This is a genomic window from Desulfotignum phosphitoxidans DSM 13687 (assembly GCF_000350545.1).
In the GTDB taxonomy this organism is placed as follows: domain Bacteria; phylum Desulfobacterota; class Desulfobacteria; order Desulfobacterales; family Desulfobacteraceae; genus Desulfotignum; species Desulfotignum phosphitoxidans.
In genome coordinates this window covers 151,013-174,811 of record NZ_APJX01000001.1, presented here as the reverse complement: position 1 = coordinate 174,811, position 23,799 = coordinate 151,013, and the positions used below count along the sequence as shown (strand labels likewise).

Annotated in this window: 25 protein-coding genes; 13 read left to right on the top strand and 12 right to left on the bottom strand. The window is 51.5% G+C overall.

Going from position 1 to position 23,799, the window contains the following annotated elements; translation table 11 throughout:
• Positions 1 to 20 precede the first annotated feature (20 nt).
• The 5 genes from DPO_RS23585 to DPO_RS26385 are packed head-to-tail and all read left to right on the top strand — an operon-like array spanning position 21 to position 5,986.
• Positions 21 to 2,081 carry a SpoIIE family protein phosphatase gene (locus DPO_RS23585; protein ID WP_006963650.1) on the top strand — a complete coding sequence of 687 codons (2,061 nt, stop codon included), beginning with the start codon at positions 21 to 23 and terminating at the stop codon, positions 2,079 to 2,081.
• Positions 2,078 to 2,878, top strand: a complete 801-nt coding sequence (locus DPO_RS00760; protein WP_006963648.1) for a hypothetical protein — start codon at positions 2,078 to 2,080, stop codon at positions 2,876 to 2,878. The genes DPO_RS23585 and DPO_RS00760 overlap by 4 nt, the downstream gene beginning before the upstream one ends.
• Positions 2,879 to 2,897: 19 nt before the next feature.
• Entirely contained in the window at positions 2,898 to 4,928 is a 2,031-nt protein-coding gene (locus tag DPO_RS00755) for an MFS transporter (RefSeq protein ID WP_006963646.1), read from the top strand.
• Positions 4,929 to 4,967: 39 nt separating this feature from the next.
• Positions 4,968 to 5,630 carry an ABC transporter substrate binding protein gene (locus tag DPO_RS00750; protein ID WP_006963645.1) on the top strand — a complete coding sequence of 221 codons (663 nt, stop codon included), beginning with the start codon at positions 4,968 to 4,970 and terminating at the stop codon, positions 5,628 to 5,630.
• 23 nt (positions 5,631 to 5,653) lie between these two features.
• Positions 5,654 to 5,986: an ABC transporter substrate binding protein gene (locus DPO_RS26385; RefSeq protein ID WP_006963644.1), complete on the top strand. Its 333-nt coding sequence runs from the start codon at positions 5,654 to 5,656 to the stop codon at positions 5,984 to 5,986.
• Here the strand turns inward: DPO_RS26385 and DPO_RS00740 are convergent.
• Complete coding sequence (locus DPO_RS00740) at positions 5,976 to 6,581, bottom strand: hypothetical protein (RefSeq protein ID WP_006963643.1); 606 nt, start codon at positions 6,579 to 6,581, stop codon at positions 5,976 to 5,978. The genes DPO_RS26385 and DPO_RS00740 overlap by 11 nt on opposite strands.
• 145 nt (positions 6,582 to 6,726) lie before the next feature.
• Here DPO_RS00740 and ilvC point away from each other — a divergent pair, with 145 nt between their 5' ends.
• Positions 6,727 to 8,199: a ketol-acid reductoisomerase gene (gene ilvC / locus DPO_RS00735; protein ID WP_006963642.1), complete on the top strand. Its 1,473-nt coding sequence runs from the start codon at positions 6,727 to 6,729 to the stop codon at positions 8,197 to 8,199.
• A complete protein-coding gene (locus DPO_RS00730; protein ID WP_006963641.1) occupies positions 8,199 to 9,488 on the top strand; it encodes a CBS domain-containing protein in 1,290 nt (429 codons plus the stop codon). The genes ilvC and DPO_RS00730 overlap by 1 nt, the downstream gene beginning before the upstream one ends.
• Positions 9,489 to 9,510: 22 nt before the next feature.
• Here the strand turns inward: DPO_RS00730 and DPO_RS00725 are convergent, their stop codons facing one another.
• From DPO_RS00725 to DPO_RS00705, 5 genes are read right to left on the bottom strand one after another with little or no spacing between them, the layout of a single operon-like run.
• Positions 9,511 to 11,172: a pyridoxal-dependent decarboxylase gene (locus tag DPO_RS00725; protein ID WP_006963640.1), complete on the bottom strand. Its 1,662-nt coding sequence runs from the start codon at positions 11,170 to 11,172 to the stop codon at positions 9,511 to 9,513.
• A 15-nt stretch (positions 11,173 to 11,187) separates the two neighbouring features.
• Positions 11,188 to 11,733, bottom strand: coding sequence for a 2-oxoacid:acceptor oxidoreductase family protein (locus tag DPO_RS00720; protein ID WP_006963639.1), 546 nt, complete (start codon positions 11,731 to 11,733; stop codon positions 11,188 to 11,190).
• Positions 11,733 to 12,557, bottom strand: a complete 825-nt coding sequence (locus tag DPO_RS00715) for a 2-oxoacid:ferredoxin oxidoreductase subunit beta (RefSeq protein WP_006963638.1) — start codon at positions 12,555 to 12,557, stop codon at positions 11,733 to 11,735. Before DPO_RS00715 ends, DPO_RS00720 begins: the two co-directional genes overlap by 1 nt.
• Position 12,558: 1 nt before the next feature.
• The gene (locus tag DPO_RS00710; protein ID WP_006963637.1) at positions 12,559 to 13,713 is read right to left on the bottom strand and encodes a 2-oxoacid:acceptor oxidoreductase subunit alpha; all 1,155 of its coding nucleotides are present in this window, start codon (positions 13,711 to 13,713) and stop codon (positions 12,559 to 12,561) included.
• Entirely contained in the window at positions 13,697 to 13,927 is a 231-nt protein-coding gene (locus DPO_RS00705; protein WP_006963636.1) for a 4Fe-4S dicluster domain-containing protein, read from the bottom strand. The genes DPO_RS00710 and DPO_RS00705 overlap by 17 nt, the downstream gene beginning before the upstream one ends.
• A gap of 321 nt (positions 13,928 to 14,248) precedes the next feature.
• On the opposite strand from DPO_RS00705, the gene DPO_RS00700 reads away from it, so the two are divergent.
• The 6 genes from DPO_RS00700 (at position 14,249) to DPO_RS00675 (ending at position 20,465) form a co-directional block, all read left to right on the top strand.
• Positions 14,249 to 15,097: a glycosyltransferase family 2 protein gene (locus DPO_RS00700; protein ID WP_006963635.1), complete on the top strand. Its 849-nt coding sequence runs from the start codon at positions 14,249 to 14,251 to the stop codon at positions 15,095 to 15,097.
• Positions 15,094 to 15,837: a DUF6125 family protein gene (locus DPO_RS00695; protein ID WP_006963634.1), complete on the top strand. Its 744-nt coding sequence runs from the start codon at positions 15,094 to 15,096 to the stop codon at positions 15,835 to 15,837. Before DPO_RS00700 ends, DPO_RS00695 begins: the two co-directional genes overlap by 4 nt.
• Positions 15,838 to 15,894: 57 nt before the next feature.
• Positions 15,895 to 17,448 (top strand): acyl-CoA carboxylase subunit beta, encoded by a 1,554-nt coding sequence (locus DPO_RS00690; RefSeq protein WP_006963633.1) that lies wholly within the window; start codon positions 15,895 to 15,897, stop codon positions 17,446 to 17,448.
• Between the two features lie 14 nt (positions 17,449 to 17,462).
• A complete protein-coding gene (locus DPO_RS00685; protein WP_006963632.1) occupies positions 17,463 to 17,681 on the top strand; it encodes a hypothetical protein in 219 nt (72 codons plus the stop codon).
• 24 nt (positions 17,682 to 17,705) lie between these two features.
• Positions 17,706 to 19,715, top strand: coding sequence for a pyruvate carboxylase subunit B (locus tag DPO_RS00680; protein ID WP_006963631.1), 2,010 nt, complete (start codon positions 17,706 to 17,708; stop codon positions 19,713 to 19,715).
• A 78-nt stretch (positions 19,716 to 19,793) separates the two neighbouring features.
• On the top strand, positions 19,794 to 20,465 hold the full coding sequence (locus DPO_RS00675; protein ID WP_006963628.1) for a hypothetical protein: 672 nt from the start codon (positions 19,794 to 19,796) through the stop codon (positions 20,463 to 20,465).
• Between the two features lie 2 nt (positions 20,466 to 20,467).
• Here the strand turns inward: DPO_RS00675 and DPO_RS00670 are convergent, their stop codons facing one another.
• From DPO_RS00670 to rplU, 6 genes are read right to left on the bottom strand one after another with little or no spacing between them, the layout of a single operon-like run.
• Complete coding sequence (locus DPO_RS00670; RefSeq protein WP_006963627.1) at positions 20,468 to 20,983, bottom strand: type I restriction enzyme HsdR N-terminal domain-containing protein; 516 nt, start codon at positions 20,981 to 20,983, stop codon at positions 20,468 to 20,470.
• Complete coding sequence (gene rsfS, locus DPO_RS00665; protein ID WP_006963619.1) at positions 20,980 to 21,363, bottom strand: ribosome silencing factor; 384 nt, start codon at positions 21,361 to 21,363, stop codon at positions 20,980 to 20,982. Before rsfS ends, DPO_RS00670 begins: the two co-directional genes overlap by 4 nt.
• A complete protein-coding gene (gene nadD, locus DPO_RS00660; RefSeq protein WP_006963618.1) occupies positions 21,360 to 22,007 on the bottom strand; it encodes a nicotinate-nucleotide adenylyltransferase in 648 nt (215 codons plus the stop codon). The genes rsfS and nadD overlap by 4 nt, the downstream gene beginning before the upstream one ends.
• A 4-nt stretch (positions 22,008 to 22,011) precedes the next feature.
• On the bottom strand, positions 22,012 to 23,007 hold the full coding sequence (gene obgE, locus DPO_RS00655; protein WP_006963617.1) for a GTPase ObgE: 996 nt from the start codon (positions 23,005 to 23,007) through the stop codon (positions 22,012 to 22,014).
• Positions 23,004 to 23,258: a 50S ribosomal protein L27 gene (gene rpmA / locus DPO_RS00650; RefSeq protein ID WP_006963616.1), complete on the bottom strand. Its 255-nt coding sequence runs from the start codon at positions 23,256 to 23,258 to the stop codon at positions 23,004 to 23,006. The genes obgE and rpmA overlap by 4 nt, the downstream gene beginning before the upstream one ends.
• 26 nt (positions 23,259 to 23,284) lie before the next feature.
• Positions 23,285 to 23,596, bottom strand: a complete 312-nt coding sequence (rplU, locus tag DPO_RS00645; protein ID WP_006963614.1) for a 50S ribosomal protein L21 — start codon at positions 23,594 to 23,596, stop codon at positions 23,285 to 23,287.
• Positions 23,597 to 23,799: the final 203 nt, after the last annotated feature.

Here is a 23,799-nt window from a genome sequence, read left to right as displayed (position 1 = left end):
ACATATGGAGACTGCCTGTTTTGAAAGAAACCGATCCTGTTAAAAAAAAAGTGCCTTTACTCAATTCTGTGCAGTCCAAAATTATTTTTCTGGTCATCGCCATCATGGCGGTGACAGCCATACTCATCATCACCATCTCCGGCAAGGAAATCAACCATGCCATGCTGGCCCAGCAGGAACGGTTGTCCCAGCACGTGTTGTCTCTGATCAGTCTCAATATCCGCGGGGAATACAACAACCTGATAACCGATAAGATCGATTCGGTGACACGGTATAAACAGATATTAAAGGGCCGGACCGACCTGGTTGTCAAGCTGATCGAGCAACAGCATCGATACAGCCGTGAAAATCGGTCTTCCATGGACACAGCCCAGCAGATGGTGCTGGACTGGGTGATGAACAGCACGGATCAGGAAACCCATGGCACTCTTTTTATCGCAGATAAAAACCTGACCGTGCTCGCACATCCCGACCCTGAATTCGTGGGACAGGATATCAGCGGATTCATGGACATGAAAAGCAACACCCTGGCCCAGAACCTGGATGCAGCCGGCATCAGCCCGGATCCGGTTGTCTCGGTGGTGAGCTGGCCGGACAGAAAAGCATACCGGGCCAGATATCTGACCTGCATTCAGACCTTCAGTCCCTGGGACTGGGTGGTGGGAACCGTTGTCAATATTGAAGATATCGAGGTGGAGGCCCAGGAAAAACTGTCCAAAATCGTGGAAACTCTGGGAGAAACCTTTGCCGACATCCGCATCGGCAGGACCGGAATCGCTTTTCTGTTTGACAACGCGTTTTCCGTGCTGGCCATGACCGATCCGGACCTTGCAAGTCAATTTAAGCAAACCGTCAATTTTCAGACCGGCAATCTTTTGGTTCAGGATATGGTGACCCGGGCCATTCAAGGGGGGGGATTTTTGTCTTATCAGTCCGATCTGTTTGAAAAACAGGAGATGATCGCCTATATCCGGTTTTTCAAACCCTTGGGCTGGTATATCGGGGTCACGGTGCCGGTGTCGGAGATCCGGGCGCCGGCCAAAGAGATTGTGTTCAAACAAAGCGCATTGATCGGGCTGATTCTTTTGTGCAGTCTTCTGTCTGCGGCCTGGATGGTGTCCCGGATTTCCAGACCCTTGAAATTTCTGGCGGATCGTGTCAAGGCGTTTTCATCGGCGGATCTGACCCGGGATGAAACCCAGGACATGTATCTGGATCAACTGGCCCAAAAAAACAGGGATGAAGTGGGACTTCTGGCCAACGCGTTTGTTTTCATGAAAGGGCAGCTGAAGGAAAATATCCGTCAACTGCTTGAAACAACAGCCAAAAATGAACGGATCCAGGGAGAACTCAATATTGCCAAAGATATCCAGCTGGGGCTGCTTCCCAAGATTTTTCCCCCGTTTCCCGACTGCAAAGCCATGGATATCTTTGCCTCCCTTGAACCGGCCAAAGAAGTGGGCGGGGATTTATATGATTTTTATTTTGTCGAAGATCACAAACTGTGTTTCACCATCGGAGATGTGTCCGGCAAAGGGGTGCCGGCCGCTCTAATGATGGCCATTACCAAGACGTTGATCAAAACATCCGCGTTCAAGAAAATCAGTCCGGGTGCCATCATGACCGAGGTGAACGATGCCATCTCCAGTGACAATCCCCAGTCCATGTTTGTGACATTGTTCATAGGGATACTGGACCTGAATACCGGTGTGATCACCTATGCCAACGGGGGGCACAACCCGGCCGTGCATATCATGGGATCCGGACAGGCCGGGTACCAAAAAGCGATCAGCGGTCCGATGGTGGGGATCATGGACGACATTAGCTATAAGGATCTGTCGCTGACCCTGGCGCCGGGGGAAGCATTGTTTCTGTATACGGACGGTGTCACCGAGGCCATGGATGATCAGGAGCGGTTTTATTCGGAAAAAACCCTTCTGGACCGCATTGTTTCAAAGGCACCGGTATCTTCCCGCACTCTGGTGGAATACATCAAAGGCGACCTGAAATCCTTTGCTGCCGGGGCACCCCAGTATGATGACATTGCCATGCTCATGATACAATACAAAGGCATCTCATGAAATTACGATCCCGGATCATGATCGTCACTTTTCTGATTATTCTGTTTGTCCAGGGATTGAACTGTTTTCTGGAAATCGGTTTTCTGACCGGCAACCTGGAAGAAAGCAATCTGAGGAAATACCGGATCATCGGCAGCCAGATGCAGCGCAAACTCAACAAATCGCTTTTGTTCGGAAAACCTCTGGACCAGATCGATTATGCCCGGCTTTTGACGGACATCATTCCCGGAGACATTGACAACCTGCATATCATCGATGACCAGGGAACCGTGCTCTTTTCCGCCAGACCCGATACCTCCCCCGGGGAGTTTCACATGACCCGCACCTTTGCCATGGATAAGAAGCCGGACGCGTTTCAGATCCATATTCCCCTGGCGGACCGGACCCGGGTCAAAGGAAACATCGTCATGAAGGTGTCTCTCCGGGAGATCCGGGAACAAACCCTTTTGCTGATAAGGCGGTCGGTGGTGACCTTTCTGGGGATGCTGGCGGTGGGATTGCCTTTTCTCTATCTGGTGCTGACCTGGTTGATCAACCGGCCGTATAAGCGGTTCATTCACGAGATGGACACCTGGATTCAGACCGGGCAGTATGATCGGCTGCAGGCCCGGGGCATTGATATGTCTCCATTGTTCACCTGCAAAAAGCAAATTCAGGATATCCGGGCCGGACAATGGCTGTCCGTGGATCACCGGGATCTGTATGATGCTATCGACGGGGTGAGCATGGCACCGGACCCGGCATCGTGGGAAAAGGCGTTTTACAGACGTCTGACGGCACGATTGCGCATCAATTGATAAAAAAAGGCAGCCCATCATGCAGAGCAGACGACTGATTTTGATTGTCATGATTTTTGTGGGTCTTTCCCATGGCCTGTACATGTTTTTCAATGCCGCCATGTTCAAGCGCGCCTATGAGCAGCAGAATCTGTCCCAGATAAAAGAGCTGGGGCAGGTTTTGAAAAAAGAGATCGATTACGCCCTGGGTTTCGGGATTCCGATTCACCTGCTGGGGGGCATGACCCCTTTTCTGGAGGATGTGCTGGCCCAGACCCCGGATCTGGCCTATATCCGGATTGTGCAAGGCGACCAGGTGCTGTTTTTTGCCGAAAAAAGAGATCAGGCTTCCCGGGAAATCGCTTTGCCGCTTGCAGGGGGTGATGCGGCAGCCCCGGATTCCCGGGTAAAGGAAATCCGTCTGGGCTTAAGCATGGAAGCGGACCGGAAAATGATGTCCATGCTGTTTGACCTGATCACCATTGTGGTGGCAGGCCTCATCATTGCCTATGAAATCATCCGGTTTTTTGCCTCCAGGCTGGTGGCCGCGCCGTTCCGGGAATCCATGAACACCCTGAACCACATGATACAAAGGGTGAACCCCTGGTGCGGGTCTGTGATGCCCGAAGAAATGAACCCGATCTCCGCCCGGATCCGACAGCATGTCACGGTTCAAAGACAGCAGATTTATCAGACCCTGGCCCATCTGAACCAGGTCTCATCTGAGATTTTGACCGCCATATTCCACGGCCGGGAACGGTTCCTCGGGGCGGTCAAAAAACAGCGATCCGCCCTGAATCACCTGATGGACCGGCAGGAACAGGTCAAAAAATTCAAGGACCCGTCCCAGATCCGTCCCATTGTGTTCATCTTTTTTATGGGGGCCAATCTGCAATCCAGTTTTCTGCCGATTTTTTCCAGAGAGCTGCTGGATAAACAAACCGTTCTGACCGGTGTGTTTTCCGATGAAATTCTCATGGGGCTTCCCATTACCTGTTACATGATCACCGTGTTTTTTTTCATGCTGTTCATGGGCAGCAATCTGTTCAAGCGGTGGATTCATCCGGATTACGGGATCGGTATGGGTGCCTTGTGTACCTCAGCCGGGCTGGTGCTCTGCGGCCTGTCCGGTGATATTCTTCAGCTGATTTTCGGCAGGATGCTTTGTGCCGTGGGGTTCGCTTTTATTGTCATTTCCTGCAAACAATTCATTGTGGCACGGTCGACGGCTGAAAACCAGGCGTTTCATCTGGCCGGTTTCACTGCCGCATTTTCAGGGGGATTGTTTTGCAGTATCATTATCGGCAGTATTCTGGTGGAATATTTTTCCTATCAATTCGTGTTTTTCACCGCTGCTGCCATGGTGCTGTTGATTTTTGTGTTCGACTATATGATTCTTGCGGACAAGGCCGATATCCAGCAGGCTTCCATAAACAACCCAGAACAGCATCCGGCGGACCAGACCGGTCTCACCGCTTTTTTCAGGCTGGGTATCCGGGACTTGAATCTGGTCTGTGTGCTGATGCACGGTATTTTTACCCGGATCATCTTTATCGGGTATTTTTATTATTCCGTGCCCATTTTGCTTAAACCGGATTTCGCCTATGCGGATATCGGCCGGATCATGATGTTCTATACGCTTCCCAGTGTGTTGTTTGCCGGTTTTCTGAACCGGCGGATCAAGCAGATCCGTCAGAGCCGGATCTCTGTGGTGGCCTCCAATGTTCTGGTGGGCGGGGTCCTGATCCTGTTTTATTTTTTTATGGCAGGGCCAACATGGATGACAGCCCTGTTTGTGATTATTTCTCTTCTGGTACTGGGTATTTCCAACAGCATTACCTTTCCGGCCCAGTCCAGCCTGTTGCTGAAAACCCGGACCGCCCGGAAAATGGGGGCTGGAACCGCTTTGGCTGTGTACAATTCCATTGAACGCATCGGCAGCAGCCTGGGGCCGGTTTTTTTTGGATTTTTTGCCGGCCGGTTTGACATCCAGACTGCCATCATGATGGGGGGCGGGCTGTGTGTTCTGGGAAATCTGATTTTCTGGATTTTTTTTAAACCGGAATCATGATATATTTTGAACTTTAACTGTTTGACGGGAATGGACACCATGTTGAAAAAATGTTTGATTCTGATTATCGGGATTCTGATATCCGGCTGGCATCCTTCAGGGGTACAAGCCGAAAAGTCCTATCGGATAGTGACGGTCCAGCATCAGACGTTTCAGCCCTATACCCTGTCTCTCAAAGGATTCAGGCAGGGGATCCAACAGTCTGAGGCTGCGGATAAAATCATCATCGACACCTTTAATGCAGATGGCGATATTGCGGCACTGGATGCGTTTGTGGCTTCTTTGGAGACGCGGCAGGATGTGGATCTGATTTTTTCCATCGGCACCCACTCCACCCAGCGGACTGTCAGGGAAATCAAGACGATTCCCATTGTGTTCACAGACCTGGGCGCACCGGAAACCTCGGGCGTGATCACAGACTGGCAAGGGTCCGGGGCCAATTATACCGGCGTGGAGACCCGGGATTATGTGGGCATCGGCATTCATCTGCTTCATGAGTTGATGGCGTTCCAGCGTATCGGAATGATATACCTGAAAGGATCGCCCAGTCATGAAGGCACCATCCAGAAAGTCACGGAACTCAGCCATGAGGCCGGGTTCGAATTTTTCAACGAAGGATTTTCCCTGCGGGATGAAAATAATCAGGTGCTGCCAAGGGAAGAAATCCGGGAAAATATCACTGCGGCTCTGGAAAAAAAGTAGCCCCTGAAGTGGATGTGTTTTATGTGCAGATTTCCAATGCATTTGATCAGAATTTTGATCTGTTTTTTGATTGTTTCAAAAAATACAGCCTTCCCAGTACCGGAGAGCCCATTTATATCACCAAAGGACTGGTGATCGGTATCGGCAGAGACAAGGAAAAGTTTGGACTTCAATGCGCGGAATATGCATTGAGAATTCTGGATGGCGCGGATCCCGGCAGATTACCCATGGATGTGGGTAAAGATTTTTCCATCTCACTGAATATCGAGGCCGCCACCGTGGTGGGATACAACCCGTCCATCGATATTCTGGGGGCTGCGGATCAGATTTTCCGGGAAATTGAGACTACAGACTAATCGGTTCTCCGGTCCAGGGATAGGTGTCGATGAGGTGGGGGATGGCTTTTTCCAGAATATCCCGGGCGGGAGCAAAACGGTTTTTTTCCAGTACTGCCAGAATTCTCGGACTGTATGGCGCCAGTTTGGTCTGCCAGGTATGAGGCGGTTCATGAAAGGTGTATCCCAGTTTTTCCATCAGCGCCAGTCTCGGGGCATTCAGATAAACAGGGCTGATCAAATGCTGGATGTGGTGAGTCTGGGCGGCCCGGATGCTGTAATAGCGTAACAGCTGGTTGAGTCCTTGTCTGTGGTAATCCTGCCTTGTGGCTGCGGAATTGAAGATAAGGCAGGGGAAATGGATGGCAATGGGAATGTCCGCTTCCAGGCGTTTGACGGCTTCCTGAAGATTTGCGACACGGATCAGCCGCAATGTGGCAATTATTTCCTGGTGTTCATTCCAGATTCCCAGAACCGTATGGGCATCATCGGTATGGTTCCAGTGCAGCAGTTCGGGTTTCAGCAGTTTGAAATTTTTGGAACGGTCGAATTCCCTGGTTCGAAGTGCGGTGACTTCTTTTTTGTCTTTGGCAGACGCAATGCGGATTTGTTTCATGGGTGGTGCTGACATGACCAAGGCTGATGGGTTAAAGTTTGATGAAACCTGTTAATTTAAGGAAAAAATAAATTTATCAATTTGCCATATGTGTTGTCAATCAGTATTCTTAAATCATTACTAAATATATCAGGAGAAATGCAAGATGGGAGACAATTATTTTAATACCCTGCCGCTGCGGCTGCAACTGGCGGAATTAGCCAAATGCCGGTTTATGGATACCTCGGAATTTTCCGGTGTGGTTGCGTTGAAAGGCAAAAAGATCGTGATTGTGGGCTGCGGAGCCCAGGGGCTCCACCAGGGACTCAATCTGCGGGATTCCGGTCTGGATGTGTCTTATGCCTTGAGGAATGCGGCCATTACTGAGAAACGGCAGTCCTGGAAAAATGCCACAGATCATGGATTTGTGGTGGACACATATGAGCGGTTGCTGCCGTCGGCAGATCTGGTGATCAATCTGACACCGGATAAACAGCACACATCGGTTGTGACCGCGATCATGCCGTTGATGAAAAAAAATGCCTGTCTGTCATATTCCCATGGATTCAATATTGTGGAAGAGGGCATGAAGATCCGAGAGGACCTGACCGTGATCATGGTGGCGCCCAAATCACCCGGAACCGAAGTCAGGGAAGAATACAAACGCGGATTCGGTGTTCCCACACTGATTGCGGTCCATCGGGAAAACGATCCCAGAGGTGAGGGCATGGAACTGGCCAAAGCCTATGCTGCGGCCACCGGCGGCCACCGGGCCGGGGTCCTGGAATCATCGTTTGTGGCGGAAGTGAAATCCGATCTCATGGGTGAACAGACCATTTTGTGCGGTATGCTTCAGGCCGGATCTTTGCTGTGCTTTGACAAGATGATCGAAAAAGGCATGGATGAAGGCGATGCATGCCGGCTGGTTCAGTACGGGTGGGAAACGATCACCGAAGCCCTGAAACACGGGGGCATCACCAACATGATGGACCGGCTGTCCAACCCGGCCAAAATCCGGGCTTTTGATTTGAGTGAGCAGCTCAAACAGATTCTGACGCCGTTGTTCTACCGGCATATGGATGACATCATGTCCGGCAGGTTCTCGGAAACCATGATGAAAGACTGGGCCAACGATGACGTCAACCTGCTCACCTGGCGGGCTCAGACGGCAGACACGCCTTTTGAAAAAGCGGTGTCCCGGGAAACGGAACTGTCTGAACAGGCCTATTTTGATTACGGGATTCTCATGGTGGCCATGGTCAAGGCCGGGGTGGAACTGGCCTATGATACTATGGTTTCCGCCGGTATTGTGGAGGAATCCGCGTATTATGAATCTTTGCACGAAGTGCCCTTGATTGCCAATCTCATTGCCCGGAAAAAATTGTATGAAATGAATGTGGTGATTTCCGATACGGCGGAGTACGGGTGCTATCTTTTCAGCCACAGTGCGGTTCCCATGCTCAAAGAATTCATGGCATCCATTGATACGGATGTGATCGGCAAAGGACTTGATACCCCGGATACCGGGGTGGACAATATCCGTTTGATACAGGTGAACCAGGCCATCCGGTCCACATCCGTGGAACAGGTGGGCAAAAAACTGAGGACTTATATGGGCGCCATGAGACCTATTTTCTGATGCAGATCGTAACCAGCCATATGAATACGGATTTTGATGCCCTGGCTTCCATGGTGGCCTGTACTTGTTTGTACCCCGGTACCCGGGGGGTGGTGCCTTCCCATGTCACAGCCGGAGTCCGGGCATTTCTTTCCATTCATCAGGACCTGTTACGGATTGTTCCCCGAAAGGGATTTGATCTGGAAACCGTTTCTTCTCTGATCGTGGTGGACACCAATAACTGGAACCGGCTGGACCGGATGCAGCCGCTGAAGGACAGGCAGAATTTTGAGATTATCTGCTGGGACCACCACATGTCCGGGACAAATATCATATCCGGAGTTGAACACAGAGAAGAGGTCGGGGCCACCATCACACTTTTGCTGGAAGAGATGGAACGGCAGCAGACACCGTTCACTCCCATGCAGGCCACCTTGTTTCTGTTGGGAATTTACGATGACACCGGATGTTTGACGTTTTCATCGGCCACCCCCAGAGATGCCAGAATGACCGCGTTTCTGCTTGAAAACGGGGCGGATCTGAATATTGTGTCTTCATTTTTATCCAATGCCATGGATGATTCCCATACCCGGGTATTTTCAGATATGCTGGCAAAGGCTGACGTGTTGACACTGGAAGGCGTGAACATCGGCATCTGTGCCATACCGGTGCAAAGCGGCTTGACCATGCTGGCGTCGCTGGTGGAAAAATATAAGGAATTCAAAGGGCTGGACGCGGTTTTCGGCATATTTTCCACCGATCAGAACAAGGTGATGGTGATCGGCCGGTCCAACCCTGATGCTGTGGATGTGGGTGCTGTGGTGCGGGCTTTAGGGGGCGGCGGTCACCCCGGGGCCGGTTCTGCGGTTGTCAAAGAGGATGACCTGGCAAAGATCACAGAAAAGATAACCACCCTGATCCGGGAAACCGGCCGCAAATCATCGCTGGTGAAAGAGATCATGCTCCATGCGGCCCGGTTTGTTCTCCGGCCGGATCAGACCGTGGCCGAGGCCGGAGAAATCATGGCCCGTACCCGGGTCCGGGCCCTGCTGGTCTGTGATAAAGACCGGTTTCTGGGATTGATACCGGAATCTGCGGTGGTGCGTGCCAGGCAAAACAATCGGCTGTCCACGCCGGTCAAAGGCATGGTCAAACCGGATGTACCGGTGGTGGGGCCTGGGGATGATATCCGAACCGCTGCGGCACGCATGAACCAGTCCCAGGAAGGAATGCTGCCGGTACTTGAACAAGGCCGTGTCGCAGGGGTTCTGACCCGGGGCAGTCTGGTGCTGCACATGTATGATATGTGAAACTATTTCGTGAAAACAGGGATCAGGTGTGTGGCTTCAGATCGGTTGATATCTGCAAAGATTGCAGGATCTCTTCCTGTTCGTCCAGAATCTGATCCAGAATACTCCCGTTGGTATAGGGATTCATGATCACGGATCGAAGAACCACCGCCGTGTATGCATCTGCTGGATGAATTTTCAGGCAGGTGCGTGAGACAAAACTTTTACCGGCTTCCCGTTGAATCCGCTGTAAATCTGTGTTGATCTGATCCAGGCAGGCATCGATTTCCTGCTGCCGGGCCGGTGTCACACCGGCATCCATCTGTTGTTTCAACGCTGGGGGGATGGCCCGGTAGGTAAGAATGTTGAGTACCGGTATTGTGACCAGCTGAAACAGATCCCGGTCTTTGATTTTTTGGGCAAACAGCCGGGCCGTGTCAATACCGTGCTCGATCATCAATGCATACCCTTGGGATCCCATGATTTTCAGGGCACTGTCCAGGATCAGAGAACTGGCTTCCCTGGACCCTTCCAGGGTTTTGATGCCCAGGTCCACAGAGCCTTTCCGGTTGACATATCCGGCATGATAAATGATCCGGTCCAGCGCGGCGGGATCTTTGAAAAAGACCATGCCGGCACTCATGGGCATGTAGAACTGCTTGTGGCAGTCAATGGTGACGGAATCCGCTTCCCGGATGCCGTCCAGCAGGGGGGCGTATTTTTCCGACAGCATCACCGGCCCGCCCCAGGCCGCATCCACATGAAAATGAATCCCATGGGTTCGGCACAGGTGTGCCATCTCAGGCAGCGGGTCAATGGTGCCGGTTTCAGTGGCCCCGGCAATGCCCACGATGGCGGCGATTTTGATTTTTTTGTTCTGTGAGAACGCTTCCACCTGCCGGGTCAGTTCATTCATATCGATTTGATGCTGTTTGTTCACTCCCACGGCAATGATGTTTCTGTTTCCGATCCCCAGAATTCCGCCGGCTTTTTTTAGAGAAAAGTGCCCCCGTTCCGACACCAGTACCACCAGACGCTCCAGATCATGAGCCTTCATGGCGGCTGCCATGCCGTCCTGCTCCACACCGGCAAAATTGCCGGTTGCCGGGAGACACTGGTTTCTTGCCACCCACAGGGCCGTGATATTGGCCGTGGTGCCCCCGTTGGTGAACAGACCCAGGCAGGTATCCACATTTTGAACATGGGTGTCATAAAACGCGGGTTCCCGGTTGTAAACCATGCGGTGTACTTTGGCCAGTACCTGTTTTTCCAGGACCGACAGCACTTTGGACGTTTCCAGTTTGATCAGATTCTGGTTCAGAGCCGCAGTGATGGCTTTGAGGTGAACCATGAAAAACGGAATAGCCGAAGTCATGTGTCCGATGAAATAAGGTGAGGCCACATTCACGGCCCGGGGGGCGATTTCATTGATGATGTCTTTAATGACATCGGCCAGTTTTTTTTCCGGCTCACGGCGGATGGTCGTATCGGTATAGGATTTCGCCAGGGTCGCAAGCGGAATGGCTTCGGTCACCCCCACATGGGAGTTGAGAAATTCATGGAGACCGAACAGGATCTGTTCCATGTATTTGATCAGGGTCTGCCGGCTTTTTTCGTCCTCGGGCCGGATAAAGACCCGGTGGAGGGTCTGCCAGTCCGCCACCAGGTCTGAAGGAATGTTTCCGGGTGTTGAGATAGGGTTCATGGGAGCGGGGGGCTCTTAATTAACAGCCGATTCTCCCATGTGGATGCCCAGATCCAGAGCGGTCTTGTTCATCTCCATGAAATCTTTGGGGATGGTGGTTTCCAGCACCTTGAGGATGGATTCTCCCCGGACCAGGCGGGTGGCACCCAAAAGCGCTCCCAGCATGCAGATGTTGAACACAATGGGTTTGCCGATTTTCTCCATGACCGTGTCATACATGGGCAAAGCGAGATGCTTGGCATCGACTTTGTTTTCAATGGAGACAAATTTGCTGTCCACCAGCAGCAGGCCACCGGGCCGTATGATGCCTGAAAAGGTATTGTAGCTTTCCTGGGTCAGGCTCACCAGGATATTGGGCTGCACCACCTTGGGAAAAAAGATCTCCGAATCGGAAATCAGCACATCACTTCTTGTGGCGCCCCCCCGGGCCGCAGCACCGTAACTCTGGGACTGGGTGGCGTTTTTGCCTTCAAATATCACCGCTGCTTTGGCCAGGATGATGGCCGCTGTGATCACTCCCTGGCCTCCGGACCCTGAAAAAACCAGTCTTGAACGTTCCATTATGCGTTTCCTTTCATTGCGGTCTCGATGATGTTGTCATAGGCCTCACAGTATTCGGCTTTTTGGGTGTCTTCCACAAAAATGCCCCGCTGGATCAGTTCCGGGTTGGTTTCCAGTTTCTTGGACCCAATTTTGACAGTATTGTTTTTGTAAGATTCCATCATCTGGACTGCATCCCCTTCTTTGTTTTTCCGTCCGAAATAGGTGGGGCACTGGGTCAGGATTTCCACCACGGAAAATCCTTTGTGGGCGATGGCTTTTTTCAGCAAATCCTTGCATTCGGTGGCATGGAACACCGTGGATCGGGCCACAAAACTGGCGCCGGCGCTTTTTGCCAGTTCCACCACGTCAAACTGGTTGTCAATGGAAGAATACGGGGCAGTAGTGGCTTTTTTGCCAAGCCCGGACAACGGGGAAAACTGTCCCCCGGTCATGCCGTAAATCCGGTTGTTCATGACAATGGCCGTGATATCGATATTACGTCTGGCTGCATGGATGAAGTGATTGCCGCCGATGGCCAGGGCATCCCCGTCTCCCATGGGAACGATGGCGGTGATGCCGGGTTTGGCCAGCTTGACACCCGTGGCAAAGGTCAAAGCCCGGCCGTGGATGGTGTGCAGAGAATGAAAATCCACATATCCGGAGATCCGGGAGGAACACCCGATGCCGGAAGTCATGACGATTTCGTTTTTATCCAGACCCAGTTCATGAACCGCCCGCAGCAAAGACCCCAGCACAATACCGTGGCCGCAGCCCGGACACCAGATATGGGGGAAAAACCGGCTTCGGATATAATATTTAAAATCAAATTCTTTTGTGGTCATGTTACACCCCCTTTCCCTGGATCATTCGCAGGATGGTCTTGATGTCCGTGGGTGAGATCAGCTGGCCGTCGATGCGGTTGGCCAGAAATACATTGTTGGGATTGTCCACCGCGTTTTTAACCTGGGTGATCACCTGGCCCATGTTCATTTCCACCACCAGCACTGCTTTGGCATTGGCACATTTCTCCCGGACCATGTCTGCCGGAAAAGGCCACAGGGTCTGGAGTTCCAGGACCCCGATCTTCACGCCTCTGGCCCGGCGGTTTTTGGCGATGTGAATGGCGGACCGGGCTGATGACCCATAGGACACCAGGATATAGTCGGCATCGTCCAGCCAGTATTCCTTGTACATGGTCATACTGTCGACGTTGTTTTCAATTTTGTCCACCAGATGGCGCAGCAGTTCGCTCACCACTTTGGGGTTGTTGCTGGGAAATCCCCACATGTCATGGAAAAGGCCGGTGACATTGTACCGGTGCTCGGCACCGAAATCCGACATGGGCAACCGCCCGTCCTCCCGGGGCAGATATGGATGGTAATCCACGCCTTTGGAAACCGATGTCCGCAGCCGGCTTACCACCGGAATCTCATCAACTTCTGGAAGCGTGAGTTTTTCCCGCATGTGACCCACCACTTCATCCAGAAGGATAATAACCGGTGTCCGGTAGGTCTCGGCCAGGTTGAACGCTTCCACTGTAATTTTGAACACATCCTGGTTGTTGGATGCGGTCAGGGCGATGATGGCATGATCCCCGTGGGTCCCCCATCTGGCCTGATTGACATCTCCCTGGCTGACATGGGTGGGATTGCCTGTGGAAGGCCCGCCCCGCTGGACATTGGTAATAACGCAGGGGATTTCAGCCATGCAGGCATATCCCAGGGCTTCCTGTTTGAGCGAAAACCCGGGTCCGGAAGTGGCGGTCATTACTTTTTTTCCGGTGAGAGAAGCCCCGAGAATGGCACCCATGGAAGCGATTTCATCTTCCATCTGGATGAATTTTCCGCCCTGCCGGGGAAGACGTTCGGACAAATGCTCCGCAATTTCCGTGGACGGGGTGATGGGGTATCCTGCGAAAAAATTGAGGCCCGCGTACAAGGCCCCTTCCACACAGGCTTCATTCCCCTGGACAAATCTGATGTTATCGTTTTGAGTCATTTTCCCCTTCCTGAATTTCTTGTATTTGTATTGCCAGATCAGGGCAACGAAGTTCACACAATTTGCAGGCGATGCAATCTTCGGGTCGGACCGCCCGGGCTTTGCCGCTTTTGTCCAGTTCCAGTACCTGTTTGGGACAGAAATGAACACAGATACCGCACCCTTTGCACCAGTGGGTATCAATTACATGGATGACTGATTTGCCTTTTGCCATAATATCCTCATTTGTAAGTGATGCATATCCAAACATTCAAGGGCTTCATAAAGTGATTTGGATGGGATTGTCAAGGATTACTCAAAAATTAAAAAACAAAACCGATTATGGGAAAAATTTTAAAAAAAATCAAGGATAAAACGTTCTATGATCCTGAAACTTCACATAATTTTTTAATTTTTGAAATGGTTGGACCAATTGAACATCATTGGGACAGCCAGACCCTTTCTTGTTCTCAGATTTTCAGGCGGGTCCGGTTTTGTCAAAAAACGTGAATCTGGTTTGTACAAAAAACAAAAGCCATGATATAAGTGATGGATCATGACACAGACAGATCCGCCCCAGATCAGTGTGATTATTCCCAGTTTCAACCGGGCATGGACCCTGGCCCACGCCATTGATTCGGTGCTGGCCCAGACTGTTGCACCCAAAGAGATCATTGTGGTGGATGACGGTTCCACCGATCACACCCCCGAGGTGCTGGCCGCGTATGGAAACCGCCTCCGGATATTGAATCAGCCCAATCAAGGGGTGAGCAGTGCCCGGAATCTGGGTATCGGTCACAGCACCGGCGAATTTGTGGCGTTACTGGATTCTGATGATCAATGGAAACCGGAAAAACTGGCATGCCAGGCCGATTTTTTTAAAGCCCATCCCGAAGCCATGATCTGTCAGACCGAAGAGATCTGGATCCGCAACGGGGTCCGGGTGAATTCCAGAAAAAAACACAAAAAACCCTCGGGCCTGATTTTTGAACCGTCTCTTCACCTGTGCCTGGTCAGCCCGTCCGCGGTGATGATCAGAAAAACACTGTTTGAACGCAAAGGGATGTTCAGGCAGGATTTTCCTGTGTGCGAGGACTATGATTTCTGGCTGCGGGTCAGCATGGACACCCCGATTCATCTCATTGATGCGGCTTTGACCGTCAAGTTCGGCGGGCATGCGGATCAGCTTTCCAGGCGGCATTCCCAGGATCGGTTTCGCATTGAAGCGATCCTGAGTCTGGTCCGATCCGGATCATTGTCGGACGATCAGCAAAAAGCGGCGAAGTCCGTGCTCAAAGAAAAATGCCGGATTTACGGCAATGGCTGTGCCAGGCGGGGAAAACAAGAGGAAGCACAGACGTATCTGGCACTTTACCATGAACTGGAAAAAGGAGATGTCAAATGAACGACGTACAGCCTGACTTTACGGATCTGTCCAGGCAGAACAAGGGCCGGTTGATGATGGATATGGTGTTTCGCATGATCATGCATTACGGATTCTGGTTTGCTGAAGTCCGGCACCAGATGGGGATGGATGCGGCATTGGATATGATGGATGCCGTGGTGCCCAGGGGCACGGATATTACCATGAAACGCATGGCCGATATTCTGGATTTTGAATTAAAAGACGGGTTGCCCGAAGCGGTGGCGGACATGGATGAAGACCGGTTGAATGAACTGCTCAAAGGGCTGGCCAAAAACTGGCTGGTCATGGACGGCGTCTGGTTCCAGGCCGTGGAAAAAACCCGGGGCATGAATGATGCCAAACGGTGTAATGATTCCTGCTGGGGCATGTTTTCACCCTATGAAGCCCATGCCATTAAACGGTTTTTAAATCTGGGGGACAGGCCGGGACTGGAAGGCCTTAAAAAAGCCCTGAATTTCAGGATGTATTCTTTCATCAATACACAATCAATTGTTGACGAAAGTCCCAAAAGTTTTGTATTTCAGATGAATGAATGCCGGGTTCAGGCAGCCAGAAAACGTAAAGATTTGCCGGACTATCCGTGCAAATCAGCCGGATTGGTTGAATATACCTATTTTGCATCGGCATTTGATCCGAATATCAAAACAACCTGTATCGGATGTCCCCCGGATGCCCATCCGGAGGAATGGTTTTGTGCATGGCGGTTCAGCGTGGAATAGTCCGCCGTCAAAAATAGCCAATGAATGAACCAAAGGAACATGGAAGGACTTTTATTTATGGGAACCACAGCAGATAATATTCAGACCCTGAAGTGCAAAGAGCAGGAAATTTTGAAAATGGGGGGAGACGCTGCGTTGGAAAAGCGGCGGGAACAGGGCCGGCTCAATGCCAGGGAACGGCTGGATCATTTGTTTGACAAAGGCACGTTCCGGGAACTGGATATGTTTGTCACCCACCGGTGTACCAATTTCGGCATGGAAAAAAAACAAATTCCGGCAGACGGGGTGGTGACCGGCCATGGTAAAGTGGGTGGCCGGATCGTGTTTGCCTATGCCCAGGATTTCACGGCCCGGGCCGGATCCTTAGGCGAGATGCAGGCCAAGAAAATCTGCAAGGTCATGGACATGGCGCTGAAAGCCGGGGCCCCGGTCATCGGCATGAATGATTCAGGCGGTGCCAGAATTCAGGAAGGCATTGATGCGTTGTCCGGATACGGGGAGATATTTTTCAGAAATTCCGCGTGCTCCGGAGTGATTCCTCAGATCTCCGCCATCATGGGGCCAACCGCCGGCGGGGCTGTGTATTCCCCGGCCATGACTGATTTTGTGTTCATGGTGAAGAAAAGCAGCTATATGTTTATCACCGGTCCCAACGTGATCAAGGCGGTTACCGGTGAAAATATCTCCTTTGAAGACCTGGGCGGCGCCATGACCCACAACGAAAAATCCGGCGTGGCCCAGTTTGCCTGTGAATCCGATGAAGACTGCATTGCGCAGATAAAAATCCTGTTGTCCTATCTGCCGGCCAACAATATGGAAGATCCGCCTTTTATCCCGCCCAAAGATGATCCCGCCCGCACGGACCCGGCCCTGGACACCTTGATTCCGGACCGCCCCAACCGGGCGTATGACATGAAAAACGTGATTAAATCCATTGTGGATGACGGGGTGTTTTTTGAACCGCATCAGTATTATGCCAAAAATATCCTGGTGTGTTTTGCCCGGCTCAACGGCCGGTCCATCGGTATTATCGCCAATCAGCCCAGTCATCTGGCCGGGTGTCTGGATATCAATGCGTCGGACAAGGCCACCCGGTTCATCCGGTTCTGTGACGCCTTTAACATCCCCATGCTCACCATTGCGGACGTTCCCGGGTATCTGCCTGGCTCCAAGCAGGAATGGGGCGGTATCATCCGCCATGGGGCCAAGCTGCTGTGGTGTTATTCCGAGGCCACAGTACCCAAACTGCTGTTGATCACCCGCAAGGATTACGGGGGATCGTATCTGGCCATGTGCCCCAAACACCTGGGCGCGGACATGGCATTTGCCTGGCCCAGTGCGGAGATCGCGGTCATGGGTGCGGAAGGGGCCGCCAACATCATCCATGCCAAAGAGATCAAGGCGGCGGATGATCCGGTGGCCAAACGAAAGGAAAAAATCACGGAATACAATGAGCGGTTTTCCAATCCCTATTGTGCGGCAGCCAGAGGATATGTGGACGCGGTGATCACACCTTCTCAAACCCGGCCCCGGCTCATTGATGCGCTGGAAGCGCTGGCCAGCAAACGGGAAATGCGTCCGGCCAAAAAACACGGGAACATTCCGGTATGATAAAAGGAGAGATCATGGACCGCAAAAAAAAAGTGGCTGCCATGGCAGCGGTCATTGCCCACATCAAAACCGATGAAGACAGACAGTCGTGCCGGGAAAATAGCGGTGCCCCTTTTCCGGAAGGGCCGGTATCGGTAAAAACGTTTTCAAATGCTCCCAACCTCTGGGGTCTGACCGGACGGCAGGCCATGATGCAGGCCAACACCATGATGCAGCTGCGCATGTTTAAATAAACTCAATTTTTGGAGAAAATAGTTATGACGGAACACACTCAGCTTGAAACGACTCAGATGAATTATGGCAATGACCGTCCCCCGGCGAAAAATCCGTTAAAGGTGGAAGATCTTTCCCTGCGGGATGGTCACCAGTCTTTATTTGCCACCCGAGGCAGAACTGAAGACATGATTCCGGTGGCTGAACGGATGGATGATATCGGGTTCTGGGCCGTGGAGGTCTGGGGCGGCGCCACCTTTGACACCATGCACCGGTTTTTAGGGGAAGATCCCTGGGAGCGGCTGCGGACGCTGAAGCGGTATTTCAAGAAAACCCCGTTGTCCATGCTGCTCAGAGGGCAGAACCTGGTGGGGTACCGGAATTATGCCGATGATGTGGCCAAATTGTTTGTGAAAAAAACCGTGGACAACGGGTTGGAAATTTTCAGAACGTTTGATGCACTTAATGATTACAGGAATTTTGAAAGTGTGGTGCCGGTAATCAAGGAATGCGGGGCCCATTTCCAGGGATGTATCTGCTATACTTTGACCGAGCCCCGTTTGGGCGGCGAGGTCTACAACCTGGATTATTATATTAAAAAAGCCAAAGACCTGGAAGCGATGGGGGCAGACTCCATCTGTATCAAGGATATGGCCGGACTGATGGCACCCTACGATGCCTATCAGCTGGTAAAGGCGTTGAAAGCCAATGTCAAACCATTGATTCACCTGCACAGTCATTTCACCTCGGGCATGTCTCCCATGACCCATCTCAAAGCAGTGGAGGCCGGGGTGGATATCGTGGATACCTGTGTGACACCCTATGCGTATCGGACTTCCCATGCGGCCCTGGAACCGCTGGTCATGGCGCTTCTGGGCACCAACCGGGATACCGGATTCGATATCAAGGCCCTGGCCGATATCAACGAGATCCTGGAAAAAGAGGTGATGCCCAAATACAAACATCTGCTGGATGACACCAAGGTGTCTTTGATCGACATCAACGTGCTGCTGCACCAGACACCCGGCGGGATGCTGTCCAATCTGGTGAACCAGCTGCGGGAGATGGATTCTTTGGATAAGATCGGCCAGGTGTACAAAGAACTGCCCCGGGTGAGAAAAGAACTGGGTCAGATTCCTTTGGTGACGCCCACCAGTCAGATTGTGGGCACCCAGACCGTGAACAATGTGCTGTTTGACACCAAAGAAGAGCGGTACAAGATGATCTCCGGCCAGGTCAAGGATTTGTGTTACGGCCTGTATGGAAAAACATCGGTTCCCATTGATCCGGAAGTTCAGAAAAAAGCGCTGAAAGGATATACCAGAGGAGAAGAGCCCATTACCTGCCGGCCGGCCCAGGTGCTGGAGCCGGAGCTGGAAAAAGCAAAGCAGGAGATCAAGGATCTGGCCAAAAACGATGAAGACCTGCTGCTGTATGCGCTGTTTCCCGTTACCGGCAAAAAATTTCTCAAGCAGAAATACGGGCTGGAAGAAATGTCGGATGTCCTTAAACCCGTTTCATTGGAGGATGTGAAAAAACAGGATGCTTTGATTAAAAAAGCAAAGACCGGGGAGCTGATGGAAAAACCCTGTTTTGAAAAAACTGAAAATACCCGGATTTTTAACGTGTTTGTGGATGGCGAGTGTTTTGAGGTCGGGGTGGAAGAACAGGGGGGCGCACCGGGCATTTCCCATGTGGCTCCGGCAGCCGGGATTTCATCCCCTTCCCGGACTTCGGCACCCAAGGCCTCTCCGGCGGCACCCGAAGCACCGGTACAAGTCAAACCCGAACCAGGGCCTGTAAAACAGGATGCGGAAAAAACAGGTTCAGCCTCTGATACCGGCACCCCGGTGACAGCGCCCATGCCCGGCATGGTGATCCGGCATGAAAAACAGGTGGGAGATGCCGTGGAAGAAGGAGAAACCGTGGTGGTCATCGAGGCCATGAAAATGGAAAATGCCCTGCCGGCCCCAAAAACCGGGACTGTTTCCGCCATTCATTTTGACACAGGGGATGCCGTGGCCAAAGGAGACGTGCTGGCAGTGATCGACTGATCATTGATTGACAAAGGCAGGGGGCTGATTACTATGATTGACTGAAGCCGTCAGACAATCATAAGGAGACAAAAAATAATGGCATTTGAAACAAAAGAAGAACTGCTGGACAGATATATCCAGATGGATAAACCCGTGTGCCCCCATTGCAAAAAAGAAATGGTCCTGTGGGAAGTGCCGCCCATCAATTTTTCCGATGGACTTGGATGGGGAACCCCCTACCTGTTTGTGTGTTTCAATGATGACTGTCCTTCCTACCAAAAGGGGTGGGACCATCTTAAAGACACCATGGAAGCCCCTGCTTCTTACCGGTGCATCAATGAGCCGGGTCAGAAGAATTTTGAATACATGCCCGTTTTCAGCCCGGTGGGGGGCACCGGAAGTAAGCTGGATGATCAAGCAGTGATTCGTCAGAATGAACTCAAGGAGAAAACCAAACAGGCGTTTTCCATTCTCACGGATTATTATATATCAAAAGACTGGGACGAGATTTTAAAAATGCTGCTGGATCCGGTGGTTCCCAACCGGGCACGGCTTAAAGCCGCTGAAATGGTGGGAGAACTGGGCGGTGTGGAAGCCATCGAGCCTCTGATCAACCATAAGTTCCCCACCCCGGTGCTGGAAACCGGCGTGAAGGCTGCCATTGACCAGCTTCATGAACGCCATTTTACAAGAGAATGCCCCTTTTGCGCTGAAATCATCAAAAAAAGGGCCAAAATCTGCAAGCACTGCAACCGGGAACTGTCATAAAATCAACGATTGATTTTTTCCATGTTAAAGGAGCGGTAGATGATCATCTCCCGCTCCTTTCTGTTTTCATCCAACGGTTCAAACACAAGGTCCGGCAGTTTTTTTTCCATCTGTTCCCGGGACGGTACAGCCGCCAGCCCCTTGCCTAAGGTTTTGCCCGACCGCGTGTCCATGACCACGGCATCTTTGGCATCCGTGGACACGGCAAAGGGAATCTGATAGTTTCTGACCAGCCGGGCCCCGGCCAGTATTTCCCTTTCATATGAGCCGATGGAACCGGCCACACAGGTCACGGCCATGACGGCCCGATCTTCGACACAGACCACCAGATCAATGCAAGATATATAATCTTCCCCTTTGAACTGAACAGTCAATGGTTCGTTCACATGAATTTCCTGTTTTTTGTACCCATTGGTTTCCACCAGAAATTTTTCAAAATTCTGCCGGCTGATTTCAGGCCCGACCAGGTTGATCTCATTTCCGGTGATATAATCTGTAATCAGTTGTGTTACGGTCATGAAGGATCCTTTGGTGATTTTAAAGCCGTTTCAAAACCGGACAGGTCCAGACGGGGTGCGTCGCTCCACAGGCCTTCCAGATCATAGAACGCCTTGGCTTTGGTTTCAAATATATGGATGATGGGACTGCCGTAATCCAGCAGGGCCCATTCCCCTTCCTTGATTCCTTCAGTGCCCAAAGACAGGATATTTTTTGCCTTCAGTCCGGTGACGATGTTTTCGGCCAGAGACGTCACCTGACGGTGGGAACCGGCTTCGACAATGATCAGCGTGTCGGTATATGAGGTTAAAGAACGGACATCAATGGCTGTGACAGACCGAGGTTTCCGGCCGAAAACAACACTCAGGTAAGGTGTCAGTTCTTCTGAAGGATCTGTCATAAGTATAAATTCCTTTCATTGATAATTTTTTCCACCGGTGGCGGAACCAGTCCTTTGATGGGAAAGTGCTGTTTCACCCGGTTGCGTATCAAAGTGGAGGATATGTCAATTCGGGGGACAGGACAAATGCGGACCGGCTGCAGTCTGTCATGTACGAATTGCCGTTCCTCCTGATGCCATGTGTACCCTTTTGCGATATGTTCGTCAAGAAAGGATCGGATATCCGGGTCTGAACCGGTGCCCTGTCTGGGCATGACAACGATGGCAACCGTGGCAAAAATATCTTTTTGCCGTTTCCAGGTCGGCGTATCAAAAAACGCATCCGAGCCCATGAGCAGATAAAACTGATGGGATTCACCATAGTGCCGCTTAAACGCGTGAACCGTGTCGATGGTAAAGGATGGCCCTTTGCGATTGATTTCAATATCAGACGGTTTCAGCCCTTTTTTGTGTGCCAGGCTTTTGACCACCATGTCATAGCGGTCCAGTGCCGGTGCCAGATTGACTCCGGGTTTATGGGGCGGGGTGGCGGAAGGGAAAAAAAAGATAGTGTCCAGTGCCAGACATTGTTTAACATGTTCGGCAATCCGGATATGTGCCATATGAAGCGGGTTGAACGTGCCGCCAAAAAGCCCGGCTTTCATTGAATCACTCTTTTTGAAGGCGGGATGCCAGCAATTGGATCAGCTTGTCAACACCCTGCCCGGCGGCGGCTGAAATGGTGTGAACTTCAAGATCCGGCACTGCCCGGCAGAAACTGGCCACCCGGTGATCGGTCCCGGCCAGATCGATTTTGTTCAGGACGATGATTCTGGTTTTGTCTGCCAGAGACCGGCTGTAAAGAGTGAGTTCCTGGTTGACGACGGTGAAATCCGCCAGCGGTTCCTGGGGATCAATGGCACCGGCATCGATCAGATGAATCAGTATACCGGTCCGTTCAATGTGTTTGAGAAATTTGATCCCCAGTCCGGTCCCCTGGTGGGCCCCTTTGATGAGCCCCGGGATGTCGGCAACGGCAAACGGTTCGCCAAAAGGGGGTGTGACCATACCCAGGGTCGGGGTCAGGGTGGTGAACGGGTATGCCCCGATTTTAGGCCGGGCCGCGGACATGGCGGCAATAAGCGTGGACTTTCCGGCATTGGGAAGTCCCACAATGCCCACATCCGCCAAAAGCCTCAGTTCAAGCTTGAGTTTGCGTTCAACACCCGGAAGTCCGGGTTGAGAATATCTGGGAGCCCGGTTGGTGGATGTGGCAAACCGCTTGTTGCCGCGGCCGCCTTTCCCGCCTTCAGCGATGATATATTCATCCCCTTCCCGGGTAAGATCCACAATGGTCTGATCTGTATCTGCATCCCGGACCAGGGTTCCTGCCGGCAGGTTAATATAGCAGGGATTCCCGTTTTTGCCATGCTTCTGGCGGCCCATTCCTTGGGCGCCGTTTTGAGCCCGGTGCATCTTCTGGCGGTGAAGGTCATACAGGGTCCGTTTTCCCGGATCCACTTTTAATATGACATGTCCGCCATCACCGCCGTCACCGCCGTCCGGTCCGCCCCGTTCAATGAACCGCTCTCGTCTGAAAGAGGTGCATCCAGGCCCCCCGTCACCGGATTGAATGGTGATAACTGCCTCATCAACAAATTTCACGCGGCATAAACACTGACTTTTTTACGGTCACGGCCTTTTCTTTCAAAGGTCACCACGCCATCGATCATGGCAAACAGGGTAAAATCCTTGCCCATACCCACATTGCTTCCCGGATGGATTTTGGTACCCACCTGCCGGACAATGATGTTGCCGGCTGAAACTGCCTGTCCGCCGAATTTTTTCACGCCCCGGCGCTGCGCATTTGAATCCCGGCCGTTTTTTGAACTACCGGCTGCTTTTTTATGTGACATGTGTCAATCCCCTTTTTGTGTTTTGCTTAAACGGATATGGACGCAATTTTAATCTGGGTGTAATGCTGCCGGTGGCCCTGCATTTTTCTGTACCCTTTACGCCGTTTGTATTTGAAAACCAGCTGTTTTTTGTCCCGGCCCTGTTCCACGACATGGGCCCGGACCACTGCATTTTCCACCACGGGATTGCCTGGGGTGATGGTTTCTCCGTCTGAGTACAGGAGCACATCGTTGAATTCAATTTCCGAACCTTCGGTTCCCGCCAGTTTCTCAACTTTCAGGATCTGGTTCTCCTGAACCTTGTATTGCTTACCGCCGGTTCTGATCACTGCGTACATGGTTAAACTCTCCTTATCAAATCAATGCTTCTTGCCACGTTTTATCGATTTTCATAATCCTATTAAAAAACTCTTAATATTATAAATTCTGAAATTGTTTGTCAATCTAAAAATGAAAAGATCCGGGAATCCGTCAACGGTCTCAGCTTTAAAAAATAACACTTGCAAAATCATAATGTCAAAGATAAAAAAATACATGCGTC

Bases quoted from the DNA above. Each gene is read 5' to 3' on its own strand.
- ilvC (WP_006963642.1), top strand. From the start codon at position 6,727: ATGGGAGACAATTATTTTAATACCCTGCCGCTGCGGCTGCAACTGGCG.
- DPO_RS00705 (WP_006963636.1), bottom strand. From the start codon at position 13,927: ATGGCAAAAGGCAAATCAGTCATCCATGTAATTGATACCCACTGGTGC.
- DPO_RS00690 (WP_006963633.1), top strand. From the start codon at position 15,895: ATGGGAACCACAGCAGATAATATTCAGACCCTGAAGTGCAAAGAGCAG.
- DPO_RS00750 (WP_006963645.1), top strand. From the start codon at position 4,968: ATGTTGAAAAAATGTTTGATTCTGATTATCGGGATTCTGATATCCGGC.
- DPO_RS00760 (WP_006963648.1), top strand. From the start codon at position 2,078: ATGAAATTACGATCCCGGATCATGATCGTCACTTTTCTGATTATTCTG.
- DPO_RS00715 (WP_006963638.1), bottom strand. From the start codon at position 12,557: ATGACCACAAAAGAATTTGATTTTAAATATTATATCCGAAGCCGGTTT.
- DPO_RS00740 (WP_006963643.1), bottom strand. From the start codon at position 6,581: ATGAAACAAATCCGCATTGCGTCTGCCAAAGACAAAAAAGAAGTCACC.
- DPO_RS00670 (WP_006963627.1), bottom strand. From the start codon at position 20,983: ATGACCGTAACACAACTGATTACAGATTATATCACCGGAAATGAGATC.
- nadD (WP_006963618.1), bottom strand. From the start codon at position 22,007: ATGAAAGCCGGGCTTTTTGGCGGCACGTTCAACCCGCTTCATATGGCA.
- DPO_RS00730 (WP_006963641.1), top strand. From the start codon at position 8,199: ATGCAGATCGTAACCAGCCATATGAATACGGATTTTGATGCCCTGGCT.
- DPO_RS00675 (WP_006963628.1), top strand. From the start codon at position 19,794: ATGGCATTTGAAACAAAAGAAGAACTGCTGGACAGATATATCCAGATG.
- DPO_RS00755 (WP_006963646.1), top strand. From the start codon at position 2,898: ATGCAGAGCAGACGACTGATTTTGATTGTCATGATTTTTGTGGGTCTT.
- DPO_RS00685 (WP_006963632.1), top strand. From the start codon at position 17,463: ATGGACCGCAAAAAAAAAGTGGCTGCCATGGCAGCGGTCATTGCCCAC.
- rsfS (WP_006963619.1), bottom strand. From the start codon at position 21,363: ATGACAGATCCTTCAGAAGAACTGACACCTTACCTGAGTGTTGTTTTC.
- DPO_RS00695 (WP_006963634.1), top strand. From the start codon at position 15,094: ATGAACGACGTACAGCCTGACTTTACGGATCTGTCCAGGCAGAACAAG.
- rpmA (WP_006963616.1), bottom strand. From the start codon at position 23,258: ATGTCACATAAAAAAGCAGCCGGTAGTTCAAAAAACGGCCGGGATTCA.
- DPO_RS00725 (WP_006963640.1), bottom strand. From the start codon at position 11,172: ATGAACCCTATCTCAACACCCGGAAACATTCCTTCAGACCTGGTGGCG.
- DPO_RS00710 (WP_006963637.1), bottom strand. From the start codon at position 13,713: ATGACTCAAAACGATAACATCAGATTTGTCCAGGGGAATGAAGCCTGT.
- DPO_RS00720 (WP_006963639.1), bottom strand. From the start codon at position 11,733: ATGGAACGTTCAAGACTGGTTTTTTCAGGGTCCGGAGGCCAGGGAGTG.
- DPO_RS00680 (WP_006963631.1), top strand. From the start codon at position 17,706: ATGACGGAACACACTCAGCTTGAAACGACTCAGATGAATTATGGCAAT.
- rplU (WP_006963614.1), bottom strand. From the start codon at position 23,596: ATGTACGCAGTGATCAGAACCGGCGGTAAGCAATACAAGGTTCAGGAG.
- DPO_RS00700 (WP_006963635.1), top strand. From the start codon at position 14,249: ATGACACAGACAGATCCGCCCCAGATCAGTGTGATTATTCCCAGTTTC.